This is a genomic window from Paenibacillus aurantiacus (assembly GCF_042431225.1).
Lineage (GTDB): Bacteria > Bacillota > Bacilli > Paenibacillales > Paenibacillaceae > Paenibacillus_Z > Paenibacillus_Z aurantiacus.
The window spans coordinates 229,689-248,847 of the sequence record NZ_JBHMDO010000047.1; the positions used below are offsets into that span (position 1 = coordinate 229,689).

Genomic DNA, 19,159 nt, shown 5'->3' on the forward strand with positions numbered 1-19,159 from the left:
GAGTGTAGACGACTATTATGCACAAATAAAACTCTTTCCGAACATTATCTATCTTCTTTTCATCCGAATACCTAACCCAATTTACGCGCCTACCTGTTCTTATGCGTTTTATTCGTTCGATAGCGGACGGCCGGCGCCTAGGTAAGATAAAGGACCACGCAACAAGGGGGATAAATTTAAGTACACGCGAGGAGTTCTTTACGAACATTTTTAGATTTTTCCAGCAGTTGGTTTACACCGTTTCAGGACAAGTCGAAGCCCCGTCTCCTATTTAAAAAACTAGCGTCCTGCGTGCGGCCGAACTCATCGGGTTTCAGCTTCCACATAGGCACTCCAGCACATAAAAAAACGCAACCCTTATCAGGTTGCGTTGAATGTAATTTTAATGCTCCTCCGCCCCATCATGCCCCTTGCTTCCAAACTCACTGAGCAATGCCCGCGCTTCGCTTGTTGATTTGGCGTTCATCAAGCTGTTTCGAAGTTCGCTTGCCCCTCGAAACCCACGGACATAAATTTTGAAGAAACGGGTTAGCGCGCTAAACGAACGCGGTATCTCTGCCGAGTATTGATCATGCAGATCCAGATGGAGCCGCAGCAGATCAAGCAATTCCGCACTGCTGTGCTCCTTCGGCTGTTTCTCGAACGCATATGGATTTTGAAAAATACCGCGCCCAATCATAATCCCGTCGATACCGTATTGCTCCGCAAGCTGCAAGCCGGTCTGACGGTCAGGTATATCTCCGTTAATGGTCAGAAGCGTATCTGGCGCCACCTCATCACGAAGCTTCTTAATCTCTGGAATCAGTTCCCAATGCGCTTTGACTTTGCTCATTTCTTCTCTTGTCCGCAGATGAATGGACAGATTCACAATGTCTTGTTTCAGGATATGGGTTAACCAGTCACGCCATTCGTCTACTTCGCTAAAACCGAGCCTTGTTTTTACGCTCACAGGCAGTCCCCCGGCTTTGGCGGCCTGAATGATATCCGCTGCGATTCCAGGACGGCAGATCAGGCCGCTGCCCTTCCCATTCTCGGCTACATTCGCCACGGGACAACCCATATTAATATCAATGCCTTTGAAGCCTTCTTTCGCCATACCGATGCTCATTTCACGGAAAAATTCCGGCTTATCTCCCCAAATATGGGCCACAATGGGCTGCTCATCCGGGGTAAAAGTCAAGCGCCCGCGTACGCTTTTGTTCCCCTCCGGGTGGCAATAACTCTCCGTATTCGCAAACTCCGTAAAAAACACATCCGGTCTGCCTGCCTCGCTTACGACATGGCGAAAAACAACATCCGTCACGTCTTCCATGGGTGCCAGCACAAAAAAAGGTCGTGGTAAATCACGCCAAAAATTTTCTTTCATCCTTCAAAACCCCTCTATACCTGCCAGAACAATGGTTGTCCCGAAAATAGTAACATACGCTATGTCAGTGAAACCTCGTTCAAACATCCGTTAGGTTAATCACAGACATCACCACCTTATTATAAACGGAATCATGTCGTGACAAAAGGGCAGGGGAACAGGCAGAAGAAAGACGGGAGAGTTCGGGGTTCATCGCCCCATAGGCAATCAAATAAAAAACCGAGCGGCAAGGATTAAATATTTACAATCTCTTCTATCACTTAGATGTGCTTCCGTATATTTTCTTCGACATTCGATACCGCGAGAATGCCATGCGATACATGGCAAGATGTAGACTCAAGACAAACATGTAAATGGGAAACGAGTACACGATTTCGTATCCATCTTTGTAATGGAATACGCCGACTTGTATGGCTAACCATTCGAGCCCTACGCTTGCTAAAGTCCAAAGGAGAACATAAAATACCGTCAATAGTTCATACATGCGCAGCCGCTCGTACCAATAAATAAACCAATATCCGAACGGCGCATACATGATATAGGAGAACAAATCGAATAGTTGAAATTTAGATTGATCCCCGACATCATATAAGTCAAATGGCGGGATTGCGATCGTATGATCGAAAATGAATCCTAATGTAACCCCGATCATCATATTAAAGGTCAACTGGACAGGCGAAAATGGTCGAGGAAATAACCAAATCCCAGCGATTCCAAGCACGCTCAGTGTGATGACGAACCATTCGTTCCCATTAAAGTATTGGTCATACACAATATTCACCATCAACGTATCCATCGCTCCTTGGCTGCCATGTAATGAAAAACTTTCCCTAGAATTAAGGTGTAGGCCATAATGAAAATTATCATTGTCGACTCCATTAGAGTGGTCCAGCCGGTATCGGTAAGGACATCATTCCACCTCAGCGTCATGCCAAGGAACAATTGAGCAGCAAACCCGTAGACGGATATTGCTATACGTGTTCCGTTTTTCTTCGTAGTTAGAAAGACATTGGCAAATGTGAGTAAGACGAACGTAATTGTAAAATCATTGTGAAGGATCAATGAAACAAAGTGAGGAATACTCCGAGTATTGATTTGAAAGAGCTTGTAGTTAAAACCAATGATAATCAGTTTGTTCGTCAAAGCGACATCAATGGCCATAAACAATAAAAAGTTGACGACAAGAGGCAACTTACTGGAAAGGCCGATCAAAATGTGAATGCAGATCAGTGAGAATACGACATAGATGACGATAATCACGTTCGAATATGCCTCTCCTTACAGTTACCAATTTTCAACTATTTTCCCCGAATCATAGGAATTTATTAATGCTCCGAACGGCTCAGTCATACAAATTTAACTAAAGAGGCCTTCAATTCTGACGTCATGAATTATTTGTTCGAGCCCGTTCAGCTAGGCAACCGGCCGTTCCTTACTTAACGGTCCAACCTCGTGTTCGACGGTTTCCAAGAATGTCCTAATTTTACGGCTGAGTTCACTCCTTTTTTTTTCGTCCCCAATATACAAAAACCAGGATTTTTCATGATGGAAGGACGAGTTAATAAAAACAAAAAAACCTTGATTATCAAGGGTTTGCGGGTTCTAAGTTATGGTGGAGCCTAGGGGATTGCCTCGCATATGCTCGACATCCCATTAACGGGATGTATGAATCCTGATTGTATGTGGCCGAAGCCTATTCACCGAGGACATTTAGCGGTAGATTAAGACGCCGTGCTCGTCCGTTTGAGGTTATCCTTCGAAGTGAGCTCACTTCACTCCCTGCGCGCGGGCGAACCCGTCGGGGTTCATCTCCCCCTAGGCTAATCACCAAAAAAAGTCCCTGAAATTTTATCGTGGACTTGATTGTATTATTTTGGGGGAGCCAAGAGGGATCGAACCTTTGACCCCATCGCTGCCAGCTAAGGGAGATACTTCTTCCTATTTCTCGGTGTTTCTTGAGAAGCCCGTATTTACTGGCTTTCTCGGAATATTGTTGCTCGTTGCTCCTGTCTAAATCTTGTTAAGAATTTAAATTCCGGCACCATTTTCGGCACCAAAAAGGGCAGGGACCGTTAATTCGGCACCTGCCCTTCATCACACCCCTAGAAACCATCGACGAAATACTTCTCTTGCCACGCGGTAACTTCTCCCCGCTTTAACGACATGGAACTGGCCGGAACGAACAAGTTCGTATGCCTGATCCTTTCCGATGCCCATGTATTCTTTGATGTGATGAACCTCCAACACCTCGGGATAATCATCCAGACTATTTTTCTTGTTCGCTTCTTCGGCCATCGCTTACCGATTCCTCCTTCCAGACCACGACGCCTAAAATGAACGCGAGGTTATAAATTGCATTGTCGCGCAGCTTCGTGAACTTTCGTTCACTAATTCCCAATATCGTGCCGTAGACAACATAATCAAGAATGTACGGGTCTTTCATGTAGCGCTCTCTGATGATTTCCCTTTCAGTTGGATGAAGCTTGGCCACAGCCTCATCGATTCGTTCTACGTGTTTTTCTCTTCTTTTCGGCTCATCGACATTGTATGCCGCAATATTCCCTGTAGAATCGGTGGTCAAATTGGTAGGTCCATGAAATCTTGGTTCAGAAGAGGTTGTCACGTTTGCCTCTCGACGCATAAACGATGTTGTCTTGTACACGATATATTTCTGAAGTTCATCCTCGACTACTTCACGAGTTCTGTAGTAGTCCACGTCTGCAAAGAGTGTTCTCATTGATTTCATGGGTAGGTTACACCCCCTTGCTTGTGGGAGGCCCCGGCGAACCGGGGCTGTGTTTCTATGTGGTCGACCAGTACAGCAATCCGGCAGCACCCCAGCAGATCGCGCTGAAGGCTCCTACAACGATCAGTCCCCAGTTCAGCCGGCGCATGGTTAGCTCTCCTGACCGGGCAGGTCGTTATCGACGCCGTGCATTGGGTCGTCGTGCTCTGACCCTTGGGTTGTATCCGGTGCGTCCTCCAACGACAACTGCTCTCCATCTGGCTCATGGCCGACATCTGCTGGTGCCGCTGTCTCTTCCTGCGATTTGAGCGATTCCTCAATCACGGCGTCAGCCGCCTTAGACCGTCCCTGCCGCCATTCGTCCCACTTGGCAGCGAGCGGCGCCACTCGACGGCTGTACTCCTCAAGGACCTCCGCCAACCTGCCGCTCGACAGTTCGAGGTCCGCCGCGATCCGCAAGTAACTCACGCCTGAATTATGTCTCTCCAGAATTTCCTTGAAGTCGTAATCCAGATCGTCATGCCGCGGCGAAAGTCCGCTTAGGATGAATTCGTTCACGACCTCGCGGGAAATCTCGAGCTCCTCCTCGACGATTTCATGTTTCTCAGGAGGTAAGCCCAAATCCATCTCGCCTTGTTTGCCTTCCTCTCTGAACTCGCTGACCACGCCGCGATCGTCGACCTTATAGCTGATGACAGGGTCATTCGTCTTCGCCAGCTTCTGAATCCGGTAGCTGATTACTTGCGCATCGATGCCGAGGTTCACATCCTGGTCGATCATTTCGGCAATGGCATCCAGCTCGCCGGCACTCATGCGGACATCGGTCTCGAATGTGAAGACCTTCCGGCCCCCTTTGCGCAGATCCACTTTCAACAGCTTCGCCTTTACGTTTGCAAACATTTATAATTGCTCCTCTCGATTTTAGGTACATACGTTCGATTCAACTACAGCAGTTGGCCGCCAGATCGCCGGAGACGTCTGCGTGCTCGTTTATTCTAGATTGACCCAAATCACTGCACCTAGAGGATGCTTGTACGGTACCGGGTCCGTATAGACCGTTGGGTTCTCCAGCACCCACGCCCAAGGTTTGCGATACGGGATAGCACCAAACGGCACATGATGTTTGTCCTGGTTGGCAATGAGCATATCCGGATCGTCATTATCGTGAATCGGAATGCAGTCAACCAGATCGACCGAACCGCAAACCTCGCCGCTGCCGCTTTTGATGATGCCGATCCGGCCGCGCTGGTGCGTCCGGCTGCCTCGGATTTCCCAAGTCTTCTGTCCGGACAAAATCAGATCCGCCCAATACGGCTTTATGATCAAGCCCTTCATTTCGCCACTTCGTATTTGAACTCGTCTTCGAAGAACTGGCTCATTAAGTACGCGCATCCGGCCACCTTATGCTCATGCTTCGGATCGCATGATGCCATGCAAGCTTTCACATGTCCGAGTGCTGCGCGCCGCTCGATTCCTTCGCGAGGAGTAACATCGAGCTTCTTCAGCCCTTTGAAAAACCATTGCTCGACAAGTCGATGCCATTTGTTTTGGTGGTCGTGAAATCCCTTCGGTATCTGCTCCATTGGCGGTAGCAGCTTCTTCACGTCGCCGCCAAATACTATGTCCAAGCCAGTGACAGCCTGCGGTTTAATCTGAGTGGTCATGCGCTCCATCCTCCTCGATAATTTTCCGTTCCCCAAGCTTCAGCTGACGGCCAAGGCTCTGAAGCTGCTGGCCGACCGGGCAGTTCCGGTTACAGTGGCCGTCGATCCTCGCGAAGGAGCTCGCTCCGTATTGTCGGTAGAGTGCCGCCCGCTCCTTGCACTGCCGACACTTTCCGTCCAGTAGGTCGCTGATCGCATCCAGCACATCGAGCCGTTCCATGGCCGTCACCTCATTTCAAGTTTTCTTTCTCTTCGCAACCCAGGCGAATGCCGGCAGCCCTGTGGTACGTACGTCGTCCCTGATGAAAGAGTATCCGCGCGGGACGTACGTATCCGGTTCAACCCGTAGATCGCCATAATTCGTCTTGACGATGCCGTGTTGAGCCATTTCCGATTTACGAGAAACGAAGAGTCGTAGATCCTCCATTCGGTGATGCCCATTGCTCAGAATCCGCCGCAAAGCGTCGTTGATTAGTTGAATGGCGTATTTATTCACCATGGTCGTCGTCGACCATAATCGGGTTCCACTCTGCCCCGCATGACGAGCAAACTAGTTCGTCTTCTATTCGCCGTGGATAAAACCCGCCATCACAATTCCGACATTCCGGATGCTGGCCATCTGCCACATGAAACCCTCCCATGTCATTCAATATTCATTGAGATGTATCGTGCTGTCCCTTCGCCCGGTCGAGCACCTTCCGCACGACCTCCCGGCTCACCCGCGGATATTTCTTGACGTACCAGGCGATGAATTCGACATCCGTGAGGTTTGCGTAGACCTTGCGTGTCTCCGTGACACTCTTTACGACATCCACGTCCGGCGGATCGTCCCAAGCTCGAACCCGCGCCCGGTACTGCTGGTCGGCCTTCTCGCTGCGCTGGAACATGGCCATGGTCAGCCCTCCTTAGGCCGCGTGCAGCATGCGCACCGGTCCCTGCCTTCCACCTTAGCCATCACAGAGCGCATCCATTTCAGCACGTCGTCTTCAGCGGTGAATTCCTCAATGTCTTTCAGGACCGTCAGCAACATATCGCGATCGTCCCGGTATGCCCGCTTGAGCCTCTCGGCCTCTTCAAGCCGCTGCTTGATGTCCGAAAGTTCGTGTCTACGCTTCATGGAGCGTTCTTGAACTTCTTCCAGAAGCAGCTGCGTTCCGTCGTGCGTTGCCAGTAGCGCATCGTACATCACCTGCAGATCGTCGAGCTTTCCCAGCAGATAGCGCAACCATCGCCTGGAGGTCTCGCTGCCGACCGGCTTCCCATTCTCGACGTAATCGCGCAGCTGGGTCGTGTTAATTGCTGGTTCGTGCATGTAGCACCCCTTTTCTGTGCGGGAAGAACCGCAGCATGGTATTTCGTTTTGCCTTAGTCATCAGCCCACATTCACGCGGTGTAATCGGCGCCCGCGTAGCCGCTGTGTGTGGGTCCCAACCGTTTTTCATTCGCCGGTGAAAGGTTCTTTCTTCAATACCGTTTTGAACGGCCAAACGGTAGAACTCAACCGGGTACTTCCGGCTCGCTTCATAAGCTCGTTTAGCTTGAGCCTTGCGATCCTGTAGCGGCTGAGTGGCCGCACGTTCGATATCCCACCCGAGCCTGTTGGCCCGATACCTCAGAGTGCTGTAACAAATACCGTTGGCCTCAGCCACTTCGACCCAATCTTTCAGTGGCTTCTTTTTATGCGGCGGTGTGGTCATCGCCCGCTGTTTCGACCAAGCGAGTGTCCTGATCCGGACCTCTAGGAGAGCTGGTCGTATACCGATTAACGCTGCTGCTTCATATTCAGCAGGTGTAATGTAATAATCGTGAGAGTTCATGGCTCCACTTCCCCTCCGAATTGCATCTTCGGCTGGACTGTGGCGGTCCGTCGCTCTGCGATGGCCGCATAGTTCTCGTTCAATTCGATGATGGTACATTCCCGGCCGTTCTCCAGGGAGACCTTCAGCGTTGTGCCGCTGCCGCCGAAAGGGTCCAGCACACGGCCGCCGACCGGAGCGCCCGCCAGGACGCACGGCTCGACCAGCTTCTCCGGGAATGTGGCGAAATGGGCTTCATTGTACTTGGCCGTGGATACTGTCCATACCGATCGCTTATTACGCGTACTGCCTTCCCACGGGAAAGAGGAACCCATGTCCGACCCCAGCCGCGTTCGATCATCTCCGTACTTACGCTCTTTGTTGCCGCTGCGGCGACGGGACTGCTCTGGTCCGAATGCACCCTTCGACCCGCCGACTGCCTTCATCGCTCGTTCTGCGCGGCTGCCGCCATTAGCTCGTTCAGACCCAGCTTGGTTTTCGACGTCCTGAGAGAGCCGCGCCACGCTCGCCGCCGCGATCGGCTCCTGTATCGCATCACCGTCGTAGTAATAGCGCTCGCTCTTCGAGAGCAAGAAGAAGTATTCGTGGGACTTGGTTGGCCGGTCAGTCACGCTCTCGGGCATGGGATTCGGCTTGCTCCAGATGTTGTCCATGCGGAGAAACCAGCCGTCTGCCTGGAGCGCGAACGCTACTCGCCACGGAATCCCAATCAGATCCTTGTTCTTGAGGTGTCTCGGTGGCGGTTGCCATGTTCCAATTCCTTCTGATGCAGCGGCCCCCGCAGTCTTCCACTTCTCACCCTGGCAGCCTCCTCCACTCTTGCCGGTTCCGGCATAACTGTCCCCGAAATTCATCCAGAGCGTCCCATCCGGCCGAAGCACCCGCCACACCTCCCGGAAGACCAGAACCATATGAGCAACGAACATCTCAGGTGTCGGCTCCAGTCCGAGGCAGCCATTCCACGCCGGAACCGTCACCGGCGGCAGCCCGGGCATCGGCGTGTATGTCACTTCTGGCCATTCTGACCCCGGGACTCCGTAATCCCGCAAGCCCCAGTACGGAGGCGACGTCACGCAGGTGTAGTATTGCTCCGCGTCAAGCTGCTGCATTATGATGCGGCAGTCGCCATTGATGATCATGTGCTCCGCTTCCCTCGTTTCCGCTCGCCGATCTTCTTGTAAATATCCGCCATAATAACTCCGGTTCGGGTGAGATCCGCGTCCCTGTGGATCAATCCTCGCCTGTTCATGATCGCGAGCTGCCCGCGTGTAACGAGGATCAGATTATTCGGGTCGAAATTCCGCCGGTTTCCGTCTCCGAAAATCACCGCATGCCCTGCTGGAACCGAGCGTTTATTATGCTGCTCCCACACAATCAAATGCTTCCCACGCCAACGATTCGGATCCGCGATCTTGATGTCCACGTAATCGTCGGCGTTGACTCTTTCTGTGCCGACCGGCAAGTAATTATGAGGGGTGTGCCCTTTTCTAAACTGGGTATCCTCTCCACCGGCCCACATCTTCCCTTTGCCTTTGTTGAAGGGCTCCCTGCCTTTTTGGAATCGCGAATCAAGCCCGCTCGTGAGACCGTTGTTTTTAACAAAAGCCCGAATCTGAGATTCTTTAAGCTCCACACCGAAGTGAGCATTAAATGCTGATGTTAACTCCGAAATTAACCGCCCCGCAATATTGGACCTGATGTATCCGGCCTGTTCTTTCGAATACCGGAACATACCTCATCCCTCCAGCATTTTCGGCACTACCGTGTTCGCGTTCATTCTGTCATCGGCAAGCCTCTTCGCGTCCAAGACTAGGGTACCGTTCGCGATAATCTGGGAGGCCACACTTGTTACCGCCTTCGCCCTAGTGATTTCTTCAGCCAGCTTTTCACCGGTCATTTCCTCATCGGAGAGGCGTTCTAATTGCGCGAACAGATGGTTATTGAGATCACCCAAGGTATTTTTCATTCGATACATCTCCCCTCAACTTTTAGCTGATAGCAGCTTTTTTCTCGTAGTCGCAATATGCCTGACGAATCAAACCTACATGCCGCCCAACATTTTGGAAGGTCTGCCCGTAGCTTTTTCCGATCTCCCGGTATGTCTGGTCGATCATGAGCTTTCGAACAATTTCGGACTGCCGTGTATTAAGCGATTGGAGGAACTCCTCAACGAACACTCCAGAGTCATCGAAGGTGCCACTCGGTAAGTAATTTTCAAACGGGGCTGCTCGATCATCATAGGGATCAACCGACTGATCGATCGAATACACCCTCAGCTCCATGTAATGCTTAGCCTTTGCGGCAGCTGTTACCGAGCAACCAATTGCGTCAGCTATCTCTTGCGGGCTTTTATCATGTAGTTCGCGTTTATTTATGGTCACCATAATTTCTACAGTGCGGTTCGAAGCGCTGACGAATCCTTTTCTTTGAAACGCCCTCAGCATGTACCCCATGATTGTCCTGCACGCATATGTTGAAAATGCAAACCCACGTTCCGGTTCATAATCCCTCGCTGCCTTGACCAAACCTAAGCACCCTTCACTAAAGACGTCGTCATAGGAAACCGAATTGTCAATGGTGAGCTTAGGTGCATACCTCTGAGCCATCTTGTGAACGAGGTTTAAATTATCAGTAATAAGTGCAGTCCGATCGATTGTCATCGGTAAACCCTCCTCTCTTTGTTCTGTACACGGATGTACATCGGCGCCCGTGCCCGCCGTTTCAGCTCAGCAGCCGCATCGAAGCGATGTGCTAATTGGGCGCCTTCGTCCTTTGTGATCATGATGAGTTGCTCCCTAGTGGCTAGATGCCATTTCATACTCAGCTCCTCCAATTGAGAACTGACGTTCTGTTTTATGGCAGCAGAACTCCCTCCACGGCGGCACCGCGGCTACTGCTGCAGATATTTCTTCCCAATCCGTTGGATCATACGGCTGATGGTCATCTGTGAGAGCTCCATCCGCTGGGCTATCTCACGCTGGCTCAGCCCGGCCATTCGGTAATTGATGACCTGCTGTTCTTCCGGCGATAGCCTATCGAGAAATTCGCTCACGTCATGAATGGAGTAATCCATATCTACTCCGACGATGGTTTCGATCGTCACTTCGGGGTCTCCGATTGGAGAGTACTCCAAACTTAAAATCGAATCCTCTTGCCCGCCTGTATCCTTGATCCTTAACAACTCTAATCGGGGCAGACGGATGATACGCGCCCGGTCTCGGAAAAAATTCTTGATTGATCCGCGAATGCTTGAGCGTGCATATGCTTCGAACGGTACCGGGTTATCTGGCTTGTAGTTCTGTACGGCAATCACCAGCGCCAATCGGCCCTCCGCGATCAGCTCTTCCAATCCATAGCCCCATATTGCGCCTCGCGGGGTAAACCCGATTGCTATTGGCCGCACCAGATCGATGTGAGTTTCGATCAGTTCCTTCTGCTCCTCGGTCAACGGCGTATGCTCTCTCCGTTTTCCCATAGGTGCGACTAGCTCCCCGCCGCCGTCGCTTTATCTAAGATGCTTTGTACAACCTCGAGTTGATACTGCAAGGTGTCGATCGGCTGCTGTAGCTCTCGTATTCGGTAGAGGTTCAGCGCGGCGCGGGCCATGATATAGGCATCGACGACGTTGTCGCTCTTGTGGCTGTAACCGAAATGCTCCAAGACCGCCTTGGCGATGGCCGCCTTCTTCTCTGTGCCCTTGAGCAATCGTTTCTTGCCGGTTTCCCCAGACCACCCGGTCTCCGCGACATATTTCTTCGTCCATGACACGTGGATATCGTTATATCGTAGTCCACGGCGAATGATCATGGATCGTAGGCCGCCGTGAATCATTCCGGTGGTAATGCCTTTCTGTGTCCCCGGCGCAGCCTGCTCAATAACGATCTCGTCATTGGCTTGTATGATGCGGTACAACTGATTCTCCAAGTCGACAAGCTGTGGAATCGAGAGCTCGCCACCCTTGCCCTTCTCGCCTTTGCCTTGCAGTTCCGTCTCGATCAGGACGTATCCCGATTCATCCAAAACCACGACGCCCGTCTTCGTGGCCGGATCAATACCTACGAATCGCATCAGTCCCAGACCTCCCGCACGTCAACTTTGCTCGGTGTAAGGCCCGAGCGATACAGCGCTTTGCGTTCTAGACTAGGAACCGCCGGGGTCCATTCTTCGCCTTCCGAGAGCGCGGAAAGCGCATCTTCGGCCGCCTGTAACTTGGCGTCGAGTTGGTCGATAAGGTGAAGCGCGACCGACTCGGGGGTCTGCGGTTGGACAGGGCTTCCCCATTCGCCCAGGTTGTGGTGGGAGAGCACCATGTGCTGCAGGAGCATTACCGGCTCCGAATCCAGTTCAATGCCAAGTCTGCTGGCGGCGTCGACGATCCAGTTGGAGGCAAGGGAGATATGCCCGATCAGCTTGCCTCGCGTGCTGTATTCTTGGACAACGCCGAGCTCGGCCGTCATCTCTTCCGTCTTCGCGATGTCATGCAGGATGATCCCGGCGCGCAGCAGGTCCGCATTGAGGAAGGGACGCTGCGTGATCAGGTACTCTCCCAGCTCGAGCATACGCTTCGTGTGGTAGGCGAGGCCGCCATTGTAGGCGTGGTGCATTGCCTTGGCTGCCGGGTAAGTTTCAAGGCGCCGGCCCGCGCGTTCGATGCAATCAAGGACAATCCGGCGGATGTCATTATGGCCGATCATGCCCGCCGTCTGCTTTATGACCGTGACCAGATGATCCGGGTCTTCCGGAGCTGAGCGAACGAATTCGATCATGTTGCTCCCGTCGAGCAAGTCAGTCTCAGCGATTCGATTGATTCGCAGCTGTAGCTTGTCGTTGTAGGTATGGACGTTGCCCGCGATCCTTACCAGCATCGGTGCCTTGAAGATTTCTTTCTGCACAGCCGTCACGTCCCAAAGCTTCGCCTCAATCTCGCCCGTCTTGTCCGACAGGACAATGTCCAGGTATTCCTTGGCTGGCGTCGCGTTCGTCAACTTCGGCGTAGCCGTCTTCAGGAGATATACCGCCTCGATGCCTTGCCCGGATGTCAAAGAATTAATAGGTTGTGTGCTCAATTTTCCGTATCCTCCTCGGCCGGTCCCAGTCCGGCTCCTGATATGTGAACAGCAAGCCGATCTCTTGACCGCTGTCGTCGTAAAAGATTTCCCAAGGTATGTCGTCGAAGTAGGGGTCCCTCAACATTGGCATACCCCCTTACAGTTTTTCGTCTCCTGCGATGATCCCTAGAGCCTCGTATTCACCTCGAAGCTTCGGAAACTGCCGGCACAACTCGCGAGCGTTATAGTTCCGGATCGCCGCCGCAAGGCCGTCATACTTATTCATTTTCTCCGCTATGTCTCGTGGTCTGGTAAGCGGATGCCCCTTCAACTGTTCGATCTCCTCAGCTCCGCGTGCCAGACTTTCTAGCGCTTTGGCGTACACCGTTTCGTTTGGGATCCTTACGCTCACTGCTACCGACCACCTTGTCTAGCTCTTTGTATTTCTGGTACCACCATTGGAATTCGTACCTGAAGCGATTCGTTCCGACGCTGCGGCCCTTGGCGAATATGGAGTCGATGACCTTCGTTGTACTGTTCTCCGGCTGGTTCTGCTCGTTGTACCATAGGAACTCCACAACGTCAGCGTCCTGCTCGATGCTGCCGCTCTCCTTCAGGTGGCGGAGTTTCGGCTCCTCGTCGTCAACAGCACGGTCGAGCTGGCTGAGCATGATCATGACGAACTTCATCCGGCGCGCAAGCGTCTTCGCTGTCCGAGTTACCCGGCCGATAGCCTGCGTGCGCATCTCGCCTTTACGCTGCGGAATCTCCATGATCTGCAGGTAGTCGACGATGATGGCCGCGATCTGGCCGTATTTCTTTTTGAACTGCTTGGCCGTCGATCGGATCTCCTCGATTGTGACGCCGGCCGAGTCCTGAACGAATATCTGCAACTGTTCGACTTCGGCATAGGCTTCCTGAATCTTGCGCCATTCGCCCTCCGTGAATCCGTACGGCTCGCCTTTATTGATGAGCTTCGGATAATTGACCTCGGCGACCATCGAGACCATCCGGTCTTTGACCTCGTTCTCGTCCATCTCCTGCGAGAAGATGAGAACGACGCCGCCCTTCGGGTTGTTCTTCGCGATGCCATGTGCAAGCTGCAACGCCTTCGCCGTCTTTCCGACTGACGGCCGTCCGGCGACAATGTATAGCCAACCACGCCATAGCTGCGCCCAATCGTCGAATTGCTGGAACCAGCCTGTCTTAAGCTTTGCCGCCCGGCTGCGCAGGTGCTTGAAGTAGTCGTCCTTGGATTCAGCGAAGCTGCGCATCTTCGAGGTGTTGGCCGGTCTCAGGTCGTCGATCAGCCCCTCCGCAGCGTTCATAAATTCTTCATCCGACTCGAATTCATCATCGTTGGCCAGCATCATCAGCTTCTCGCCGGCATCCCTAGCACGATGGCGGATGGCACGTGATTTCACGATTCTTGCGTAATAAACGATATTGGATGATGACGGGGTGTTACTCTCCAGACGGGAAAGGTAGCTGACGCCGCCGATTTCTTGCACCCGGTTGAATTTATTGAACTCGGTCGTGACCGTGACCAGGTCGATCGGTATATCCCGCGAGCTTAGGTAGCGCATGACGCGGAAGATGAGCTGATGAATCTCGATGGTGAAGTCGCGTTCTTCGAGGAAGAAGACATCGTCAATCGCGCTGCCGTTGATCAGTACCGCACCGAGAACAGCCTGCTCGGCTTCGTAATCATTGTTCAAAACGGAATTCTGCCGGGTCATTGCCTTCCCTCACCCACTCTCGGAATGCATCCTCGCGAGCTTGCTTGTTTACCACTGGAGGTTCATCATGCGAATCAATCCGCTTGGCCCCCGCCTTTTCAACAACCCAGCTTAGGATCGCTCGGTAGTCATCCTTGTAGGTCCTGCCTTTCGATCCCTTGTAGTTATCAAGCATCGCAATCATGCGATCCGTTTGCGTCTTTCCGTATGCATCAATGAGCTTCTGATATTCTGATTCTTTCATGGTCACGAATTCGGCGTATCTATGTTTATTATTTAATTTACTTTCCTTTACTTTCTTTTGTGGACTTTCTGCAGACATGCTGTCGTTTTTTCCGTGGTTATTGTCGTCAAAAACAGGGGTTTCTGTTGCAGAAACGTTTTTTGCATCTTCTAATAGAAGAAACTCAGGGCGGATAGTAGCCTCCTTACGGCGTCCAGCAGCGAGCAAATAACGCTTCTGAAACCCTGCGGAAGTGAGTATTTGATGCTCTTCGTGGAGTTTCTGATGGAAGAAACCCCAGTTTATGCACTCAGAAACTACCTCTCGCACGTAATTTACGTCCTCATTGATCTTCATGGCGAAAACGTACTGCTCTTTCTCCGTCCATGGATAGAAGTAGCTGTTCCGGTAAACCTCCATCATGAGGCGGACGATTACGCCAAATCCTCTGTTCCCATACTTCGCGATTGGGACGACCAGCTTGTCGTCGTCAATGATATCTACGTCCATTGGGAAATATTCCAACCCCTCTTTCTTAGGTCGTGCCACCCTGCCTCACCTTCATCAGTTCAGATTAGGGAATGGCCTTGGGCTTACCCCCATACGTTTGAGCAAATCTGTTTTGCCTTGTCGTGTCAGCACCATCTCTACCGCTTCGGCAGCGGCAATATTTCCGGACTTCACAAATGCCATATATTCATCGATGATGTGCTCTTCAGCGGAATGAGCTTGAATCTTCCGGCAAAGCTCGACTACATGGTTTTGCAGTTGATCGATGTCGGCGTTCAGGGCATCAATATGGTGCAGGAGCGCCCATACGGTCTTCCATCCAAAAGCGGCCTTTCCGTTTCTCAGATCTTCTGCAACCCTAATGAGAAAAGACGGTGCCATCTTGATCATCCGATTTCCCCTTTCCGCCATAGAGGCGCTTCCTATATTCGGCAGCCCATTCTCGGCCGGCTCGTGTAAAATCAACTTTGTTGTGGCAGGTGCCGGTGTTTACGCTTGGCCCACAGAGGAAAGCAACGTCATTCACCGTTGTTCCGACCTGGTCGACCTTCCCGCGCCGGATCAGATGCGAGCATTGCAAGCCCCATTTCCGTCCGGTCGGGTCATAGCTGCCGTTCCGCCATCCGCACCATTCACATCGGCCGCCTGCGCGGTCAGCAGCAGCCTTACGAACCTTGTCCGAAATGTCCCCTCGCTGCTTGGCTGTTTTCTTCTTCCGCTTGTAATCCGGCTTTGGGACTGGATTGTATCCAAATCGCTCACCCATCCGGCCTTAATACACTGCAAGTTCTGAGTAATGCTTGATGCGCGCCTTCTTCGTCCCACGGCAGTAGTCACATTTATCGCACCGCGCCGATACCACCGCGCCCGACTTGACCGCCTTAACTCGTTCGATATTGTTACCGACGATGCTCAATTGGCTCGAGATGGCGTCGAAGTCGAAGTAGATAATCTCGTGGTCAGGTGGGTCTTGCTTCGTCACGACAACCATATGAGGGAGCAGCCATTCATGGCGGCCGGTCGCCAGGCGTTCAACTTCTGCGTATACGGCCATTTGGATGGAGTAACCGTAATGGTCCAAGAAATTTTCGTAGCACTGCGCTTCGCTGTTCCAGAACTTGCCGTCCATATCTTTCAATGCCTTCAGGTCGGCGAATAGTCCAACGTCCGGCTGGTAGCTGTCGAGCATGACCTTCCAAGGGATGCCATAGAGTTCCGCCGTCAAGATGACCTCTTTCTGTCCGGTCAGTGCCTTCATTACGAGCGGATCGGATTCCAAAACCTCGATCATCGTATTGCAGTGCTTGAAGTTCGCTTTCAACTGGCCGGCCGTCGGCCCCCTGCTGCTATAGATGTCCGGGTTGTTCGCCTTGAACTCGTCGAGCGTTCCCTCGTTCCAAGCGTGGATGTAATGCCCTTCGTCGAATGCGTCCTTCTCCGGCCGGATATAATCGCCATTGAGTTCAGCCATAGCCCTCGCTTCGCAGCCACCGTACGCCGGTAGGAACCCTTTGAATTGGCTGACCGACATGTAATAACGATTGGCTTCATTGGAGAAGTAATTAGCCTTGGTCAGCTTCATGAGCAGCCTCCTCCGTCACTATTTCTGGTTCAATGACAAGGGGGCTCTTTTGTCTGGGCCGCGCTTCCCGGTTGAACTCAAATCCACTGCCTGCTTCGAAGGCGATCGCCTGTTCCGCGCCGAAATCGATCTCGATCGTCTTGCAAAGTCGACGCAGCACGGTTCGCTTGTTCATCTCTCCCGGGCTCTTGTCCCAAGTTCCGCTCGTAGAATTCTTGCTGTAGTTCCTGCGGATGCTGTCAATCTCGTCGGCAGAAATTGTCTCGTAGATCATCCCGCCATCAATGAAGAGGGCGACAGCGAACGTACCGATGATTTTGCTGTTATTGAAAGGCCGCGGCTCAAAGTGGACTGTCGGCCGCCCCTCGACGATCTCCTCGCGGAATTCGTCACCTTCGTGGACATTCTTCGCATAGATGTCCAGAATCGGACGGACGCTGTATTTCTTGGCAAGCTTCATTTCGCCCTTGTAGTCCGTTTGGAATTGCACCTTCGTACCGTCGATGATGGCATGGCACTCGCGCGCCAAGAAGTCTAGTCCCAGCACAGCCCCCTTGAACAGCACCGCGGCCACGTTCTCTTCCGACAACCCTTGGAGTTCGCTGTTTTCTCGAACGTAGGCCGAGCAGTTCTCCGTGAACCGAGTCTTGTTGAAATCCGCAGGCAACGCGTCATACTTGGAATCGATAAGCGCATTAAGCGCCTCGTTGATTTTTTTCACTCTCTCCGCCATTCGATCTATCCCTCCAAGATATCGATGTTCAAGTCTTTGCCGTCTACCGTCTCGAGCACGAAGTATTGGTAATCATCCTGCTTGGCCGCCTCAATGATCTCGCGTTGCTTACTGCCGAGGTTCTGCCATCCGTCGACGCAGATGACCTTAAGCTGACCGGCCTGCGCCTTCGCCAGTTTGAAGGCGAAATCCAGCGCCTCTCCCTCGGAGAGACCGTCGATAAGCGTGTCGTTGATTCGGATGCGGCCCTGCGCGTCTACCGACAGCCCGTCCACCGGCAAGGCAGCCGTCTTGAGTAGTTCCTTCGGCAGCTCCCGCGCCTTCTGGATCTTCTCCGTGAGGTCGGCCGATCGCGCTTCCTTCGGAGCCAACTTCTCCTTAATGATTTCGTTCATCCGTTCCCACTCACGAAGGTATTCCTTCATCTCCGCTGCCGTTTGCGCAGCCGTGGCAAGCGGCTCCGTATCCGTCCAGACGGTTTCAGCAAGCACCGCCTCAGCGTTGCCGGACTTTTGCCGTTCCAGTGCGATCTGGCTCGCCTCGTGGTCTGCGATCTTGGCCAGGTCCTTCTGTTCGAGCTCCCCGATATTCGCCAGTGCCGTCTTCTTCTCGGCGGCCTGCTCACGGTATTCAGCGATGAATGCACGCGCCTGCTCGGCTTCCTGCTGAATCTCGTCTTTGACCAGTTGCTTCTTCGTCTGGTATTGCAACTTCAGTCGCTCGATCGCTTGCTGCAGCTCAGCATCCAATCGGGTTTGTTCCGAGCTGATCCGGATATCGACATCGTTAATCTTGATCTGTTCGTCTGCGATCCGGTCTTCGAGACGTTTCACGGTTCCGGCCAACAGGTCGCGCTGCCGGTTGTACTCGAGGCGCTTCGCCTCAGCTGCATTCGCCGAACGTTGCTTAATGTCTTCGATTCGGATAGAGAGACTATCGATTACGGCCTGAGCTTCCTTGAGCCGCTTGTTCGATTCCTCAGCCTCGGAGAGCTTCCGGTAGAGGGACTGCAGATTTACATCTCGCCATTCGGCGCCGTCATAGTTCGGCGGTAGGTCGCGCTTAATTCCCTCGATATTGGCGCGCAGTATATTGATCTCTCGGTTAATGCTTTCACGCTCGAAGTAGTAGAGGGATTCGATCTGCTTCAGGATCTGGAGGATATGCGCCTGGTAATCCGCTTCCGGCACCTCGCCGAACCAGCTTTTGATGTCCTCTACCGTCCAGTCGATCGCGAGCATGTTGAGGATGATTTCTGTCTGCTCCTTCAGCGACTTCTGGACAAATTCGATCGGCCGGAAGATCTCCCCGTTGATGAGCTTCTTAAGAAATGCCTCAGTGTTGGCGACCGCCTTCGAATCATGCTTGATCTTCAGATAATCCGTTTTCTCGCTTCTTACCTTGCGAGTGGTTTGGAGGCCGTCGTCCAATTCGACAAACAATTCCGCTTCGCCGGTACCGTGACGTATAACCTCAGTCCGACGATTCTTATTGGTGAATACCTTCTCCAACGCTTCGACCAGGCTCGTCTTACCTGCCCCTGAGTCTCCGGACACCACATTGATTTTGCCGGGACTGAACAGTAGCTCTTTGATACCTAGCCAGTTCTTAATCTCAATTCGTTTGATATGCATAACTGGTTGATCCCTCCTATCGATTTATGACGGTCACCTTTGTTTGCCCGAAATTTTGGGATAAGTATTTAATGCAGCAGTATCGCAAGTGACCTTT

General features: G+C 52.3%; 24 protein-coding genes. All 24 read right to left on the bottom strand.

All coding sequences use genetic code 11. The annotated features are described in order from the left end of the window. Positions 1–382: 382 nt before the first annotated feature. The 24 genes from ACFFSY_RS29210 to ACFFSY_RS29325 all read right to left on the bottom strand — a co-directional run bounded on the left by ACFFSY_RS29210 (position 383) and on the right by ACFFSY_RS29325 (position 19,062). Positions 383–1,366: a tRNA dihydrouridine synthase gene (locus ACFFSY_RS29210; protein WP_377500857.1), complete on the bottom strand. Its 984-nt coding sequence runs from the start codon at positions 1,364–1,366 to the stop codon at positions 383–385. Between the two features lie 783 nt (positions 1,367–2,149). Beyond that, positions 2,150–2,626: a hypothetical protein gene (locus tag ACFFSY_RS29215; RefSeq protein ID WP_377500859.1), complete on the bottom strand. Its 477-nt coding sequence runs from the start codon at positions 2,624–2,626 to the stop codon at positions 2,150–2,152. An 834-nt stretch (positions 2,627–3,460) separates the two neighbouring features. Then, positions 3,461–3,661 (bottom strand): helix-turn-helix domain-containing protein, encoded by a 201-nt coding sequence (locus ACFFSY_RS29220; RefSeq protein ID WP_377500861.1) that lies wholly within the window; start codon positions 3,659–3,661, stop codon positions 3,461–3,463. Further along, positions 3,633–4,112, bottom strand: a complete 480-nt coding sequence (locus ACFFSY_RS29225; protein WP_377500863.1) for an ArpU family phage packaging/lysis transcriptional regulator — start codon at positions 4,110–4,112, stop codon at positions 3,633–3,635. The genes ACFFSY_RS29220 and ACFFSY_RS29225 overlap by 29 nt, the downstream gene beginning before the upstream one ends. A gap of 150 nt (positions 4,113–4,262) precedes the next feature. Next, positions 4,263–5,012: a 2-methylcitrate dehydratase gene (locus tag ACFFSY_RS29230; protein WP_377500865.1), complete on the bottom strand. Its 750-nt coding sequence runs from the start codon at positions 5,010–5,012 to the stop codon at positions 4,263–4,265. Positions 5,013–5,102: 90 nt separating this feature from the next. Beyond that, on the bottom strand, positions 5,103–5,447 hold the full coding sequence (locus ACFFSY_RS29235) for an ASCH domain-containing protein (RefSeq protein ID WP_377500867.1): 345 nt from the start codon (positions 5,445–5,447) through the stop codon (positions 5,103–5,105). After that, the gene (locus ACFFSY_RS29240) at positions 5,444–5,776 is read right to left on the bottom strand and encodes a hypothetical protein (RefSeq protein WP_377500869.1); all 333 of its coding nucleotides are present in this window, start codon (positions 5,774–5,776) and stop codon (positions 5,444–5,446) included. The genes ACFFSY_RS29235 and ACFFSY_RS29240 overlap by 4 nt, the downstream gene beginning before the upstream one ends. After that, complete coding sequence (locus tag ACFFSY_RS29245) at positions 5,760–5,996, bottom strand: zinc-finger domain-containing protein (RefSeq protein ID WP_377500871.1); 237 nt, start codon at positions 5,994–5,996, stop codon at positions 5,760–5,762. The genes ACFFSY_RS29240 and ACFFSY_RS29245 overlap by 17 nt, the downstream gene beginning before the upstream one ends. A 433-nt stretch (positions 5,997–6,429) precedes the next feature. Then, a complete protein-coding gene (locus ACFFSY_RS29250; RefSeq protein ID WP_377500873.1) occupies positions 6,430–6,669 on the bottom strand; it encodes a hypothetical protein in 240 nt (79 codons plus the stop codon). A 2-nt stretch (positions 6,670–6,671) separates the two neighbouring features. Then, positions 6,672–7,088 carry a hypothetical protein gene (locus tag ACFFSY_RS29255; protein ID WP_377500875.1) on the bottom strand — a complete coding sequence of 139 codons (417 nt, stop codon included), beginning with the start codon at positions 7,086–7,088 and terminating at the stop codon, positions 6,672–6,674. Further along, the gene (locus ACFFSY_RS29260; protein WP_377500876.1) at positions 7,069–7,593 is read right to left on the bottom strand and encodes a hypothetical protein; all 525 of its coding nucleotides are present in this window, start codon (positions 7,591–7,593) and stop codon (positions 7,069–7,071) included. The genes ACFFSY_RS29255 and ACFFSY_RS29260 overlap by 20 nt, the downstream gene beginning before the upstream one ends. After that, entirely contained in the window at positions 7,590–8,732 is a 1,143-nt protein-coding gene (locus tag ACFFSY_RS29265; protein ID WP_377500878.1) for a DNA-methyltransferase, read from the bottom strand. Before ACFFSY_RS29265 ends, ACFFSY_RS29260 begins: the two co-directional genes overlap by 4 nt. Then, entirely contained in the window at positions 8,729–9,325 is a 597-nt protein-coding gene (locus ACFFSY_RS29270; protein ID WP_377500881.1) for an HNH endonuclease signature motif containing protein, read from the bottom strand. Before ACFFSY_RS29270 ends, ACFFSY_RS29265 begins: the two co-directional genes overlap by 4 nt. Positions 9,326–9,328: 3 nt before the next feature. After that, positions 9,329–9,559, bottom strand: coding sequence for a hypothetical protein (locus ACFFSY_RS29275; RefSeq protein WP_377500883.1), 231 nt, complete (start codon positions 9,557–9,559; stop codon positions 9,329–9,331). 22 nt (positions 9,560–9,581) lie between these two features. Beyond that, positions 9,582–10,253, bottom strand: coding sequence for a sigma-70 family RNA polymerase sigma factor (locus ACFFSY_RS29280; protein ID WP_377500885.1), 672 nt, complete (start codon positions 10,251–10,253; stop codon positions 9,582–9,584). Positions 10,254–10,483: 230 nt separating this feature from the next. Beyond that, positions 10,484–11,068 carry a sigma-70 family RNA polymerase sigma factor gene (locus tag ACFFSY_RS29285; RefSeq protein WP_377500886.1) on the bottom strand — a complete coding sequence of 195 codons (585 nt, stop codon included), beginning with the start codon at positions 11,066–11,068 and terminating at the stop codon, positions 10,484–10,486. Positions 11,069–11,076: 8 nt separating this feature from the next. Further along, positions 11,077–11,661 (bottom strand): hypothetical protein, encoded by a 585-nt coding sequence (locus tag ACFFSY_RS29290; protein ID WP_377500888.1) that lies wholly within the window; start codon positions 11,659–11,661, stop codon positions 11,077–11,079. After that, positions 11,661–12,659, bottom strand: a complete 999-nt coding sequence (locus ACFFSY_RS29295) for a 3'-5' exoribonuclease YhaM family protein (protein ID WP_377500890.1) — start codon at positions 12,657–12,659, stop codon at positions 11,661–11,663. Before ACFFSY_RS29295 ends, ACFFSY_RS29290 begins: the two co-directional genes overlap by 1 nt. A gap of 326 nt (positions 12,660–12,985) precedes the next feature. Continuing rightward, positions 12,986–14,380: a replicative DNA helicase gene (locus tag ACFFSY_RS29300; RefSeq protein WP_377500892.1), complete on the bottom strand. Its 1,395-nt coding sequence runs from the start codon at positions 14,378–14,380 to the stop codon at positions 12,986–12,988. Beyond that, positions 14,349–15,152 (bottom strand): DUF4373 domain-containing protein, encoded by an 804-nt coding sequence (locus tag ACFFSY_RS29305; protein WP_377500894.1) that lies wholly within the window; start codon positions 15,150–15,152, stop codon positions 14,349–14,351. The genes ACFFSY_RS29300 and ACFFSY_RS29305 overlap by 32 nt, the downstream gene beginning before the upstream one ends. Positions 15,153–15,167: 15 nt before the next feature. Next, on the bottom strand, positions 15,168–15,503 hold the full coding sequence (locus ACFFSY_RS29310; RefSeq protein WP_377500896.1) for a hypothetical protein: 336 nt from the start codon (positions 15,501–15,503) through the stop codon (positions 15,168–15,170). A gap of 382 nt (positions 15,504–15,885) precedes the next feature. Further along, positions 15,886–16,695 carry a PD-(D/E)XK nuclease-like domain-containing protein gene (locus ACFFSY_RS29315; RefSeq protein WP_377500898.1) on the bottom strand — a complete coding sequence of 270 codons (810 nt, stop codon included), beginning with the start codon at positions 16,693–16,695 and terminating at the stop codon, positions 15,886–15,888. Further along, positions 16,676–17,428, bottom strand: coding sequence for a recombinase RecT (locus ACFFSY_RS29320; RefSeq protein ID WP_377500900.1), 753 nt, complete (start codon positions 17,426–17,428; stop codon positions 16,676–16,678). Before ACFFSY_RS29320 ends, ACFFSY_RS29315 begins: the two co-directional genes overlap by 20 nt. Before the next feature lie 5 nt (positions 17,429–17,433). After that, on the bottom strand, positions 17,434–19,062 hold the full coding sequence (locus tag ACFFSY_RS29325; protein WP_377500902.1) for an AAA family ATPase: 1,629 nt from the start codon (positions 19,060–19,062) through the stop codon (positions 17,434–17,436). Positions 19,063–19,159 lie beyond the last annotated feature (97 nt).

Coding starts and splice junctions, on each gene's coding strand:
- ACFFSY_RS29235 (WP_377500867.1), bottom strand. CDS start 5,447: ATGAAGGGCTTGATCATAAAGCCGTATTGGGCGGATCTGATTTTGTCC.
- ACFFSY_RS29245 (WP_377500871.1), bottom strand. CDS start 5,996: ATGGAACGGCTCGATGTGCTGGATGCGATCAGCGACCTACTGGACGGA.
- ACFFSY_RS29225 (WP_377500863.1), bottom strand. CDS start 4,112: ATGAAATCAATGAGAACACTCTTTGCAGACGTGGACTACTACAGAACT.
- ACFFSY_RS29210 (WP_377500857.1), bottom strand. CDS start 1,366: ATGAAAGAAAATTTTTGGCGTGATTTACCACGACCTTTTTTTGTGCTG.
- ACFFSY_RS29230 (WP_377500865.1), bottom strand. CDS start 5,012: ATGTTTGCAAACGTAAAGGCGAAGCTGTTGAAAGTGGATCTGCGCAAA.
- ACFFSY_RS29220 (WP_377500861.1), bottom strand. CDS start 3,661: ATGGCCGAAGAAGCGAACAAGAAAAATAGTCTGGATGATTATCCCGAG.
- ACFFSY_RS29265 (WP_377500878.1), bottom strand. CDS start 8,732: ATGATCATCAATGGCGACTGCCGCATCATAATGCAGCAGCTTGACGCG.
- ACFFSY_RS29240 (WP_377500869.1), bottom strand. CDS start 5,776: ATGACCACTCAGATTAAACCGCAGGCTGTCACTGGCTTGGACATAGTA.
- ACFFSY_RS29310 (WP_377500896.1), bottom strand. CDS start 15,503: ATGATCAAGATGGCACCGTCTTTTCTCATTAGGGTTGCAGAAGATCTG.
- ACFFSY_RS29320 (WP_377500900.1), bottom strand. CDS start 17,428: ATGGCGGAGAGAGTGAAAAAAATCAACGAGGCGCTTAATGCGCTTATC.
- ACFFSY_RS29315 (WP_377500898.1), bottom strand. CDS start 16,695: ATGAAGCTGACCAAGGCTAATTACTTCTCCAATGAAGCCAATCGTTAT.
- ACFFSY_RS29255 (WP_377500875.1), bottom strand. CDS start 7,088: ATGCACGAACCAGCAATTAACACGACCCAGCTGCGCGATTACGTCGAG.
- ACFFSY_RS29300 (WP_377500892.1), bottom strand. CDS start 14,380: ATGACCCGGCAGAATTCCGTTTTGAACAATGATTACGAAGCCGAGCAG.
- ACFFSY_RS29270 (WP_377500881.1), bottom strand. CDS start 9,325: ATGTTCCGGTATTCGAAAGAACAGGCCGGATACATCAGGTCCAATATT.
- ACFFSY_RS29275 (WP_377500883.1), bottom strand. CDS start 9,559: ATGAAAAATACCTTGGGTGATCTCAATAACCATCTGTTCGCGCAATTA.
- ACFFSY_RS29290 (WP_377500888.1), bottom strand. CDS start 11,661: ATGCGATTCGTAGGTATTGATCCGGCCACGAAGACGGGCGTCGTGGTT.
- ACFFSY_RS29325 (WP_377500902.1), bottom strand. CDS start 19,062: ATGCATATCAAACGAATTGAGATTAAGAACTGGCTAGGTATCAAAGAG.
- ACFFSY_RS29250 (WP_377500873.1), bottom strand. CDS start 6,669: ATGGCCATGTTCCAGCGCAGCGAGAAGGCCGACCAGCAGTACCGGGCG.
- ACFFSY_RS29280 (WP_377500885.1), bottom strand. CDS start 10,253: ATGACAATCGATCGGACTGCACTTATTACTGATAATTTAAACCTCGTT.
- ACFFSY_RS29260 (WP_377500876.1), bottom strand. CDS start 7,593: ATGAACTCTCACGATTATTACATTACACCTGCTGAATATGAAGCAGCA.
- ACFFSY_RS29285 (WP_377500886.1), bottom strand. CDS start 11,068: ATGGGAAAACGGAGAGAGCATACGCCGTTGACCGAGGAGCAGAAGGAA.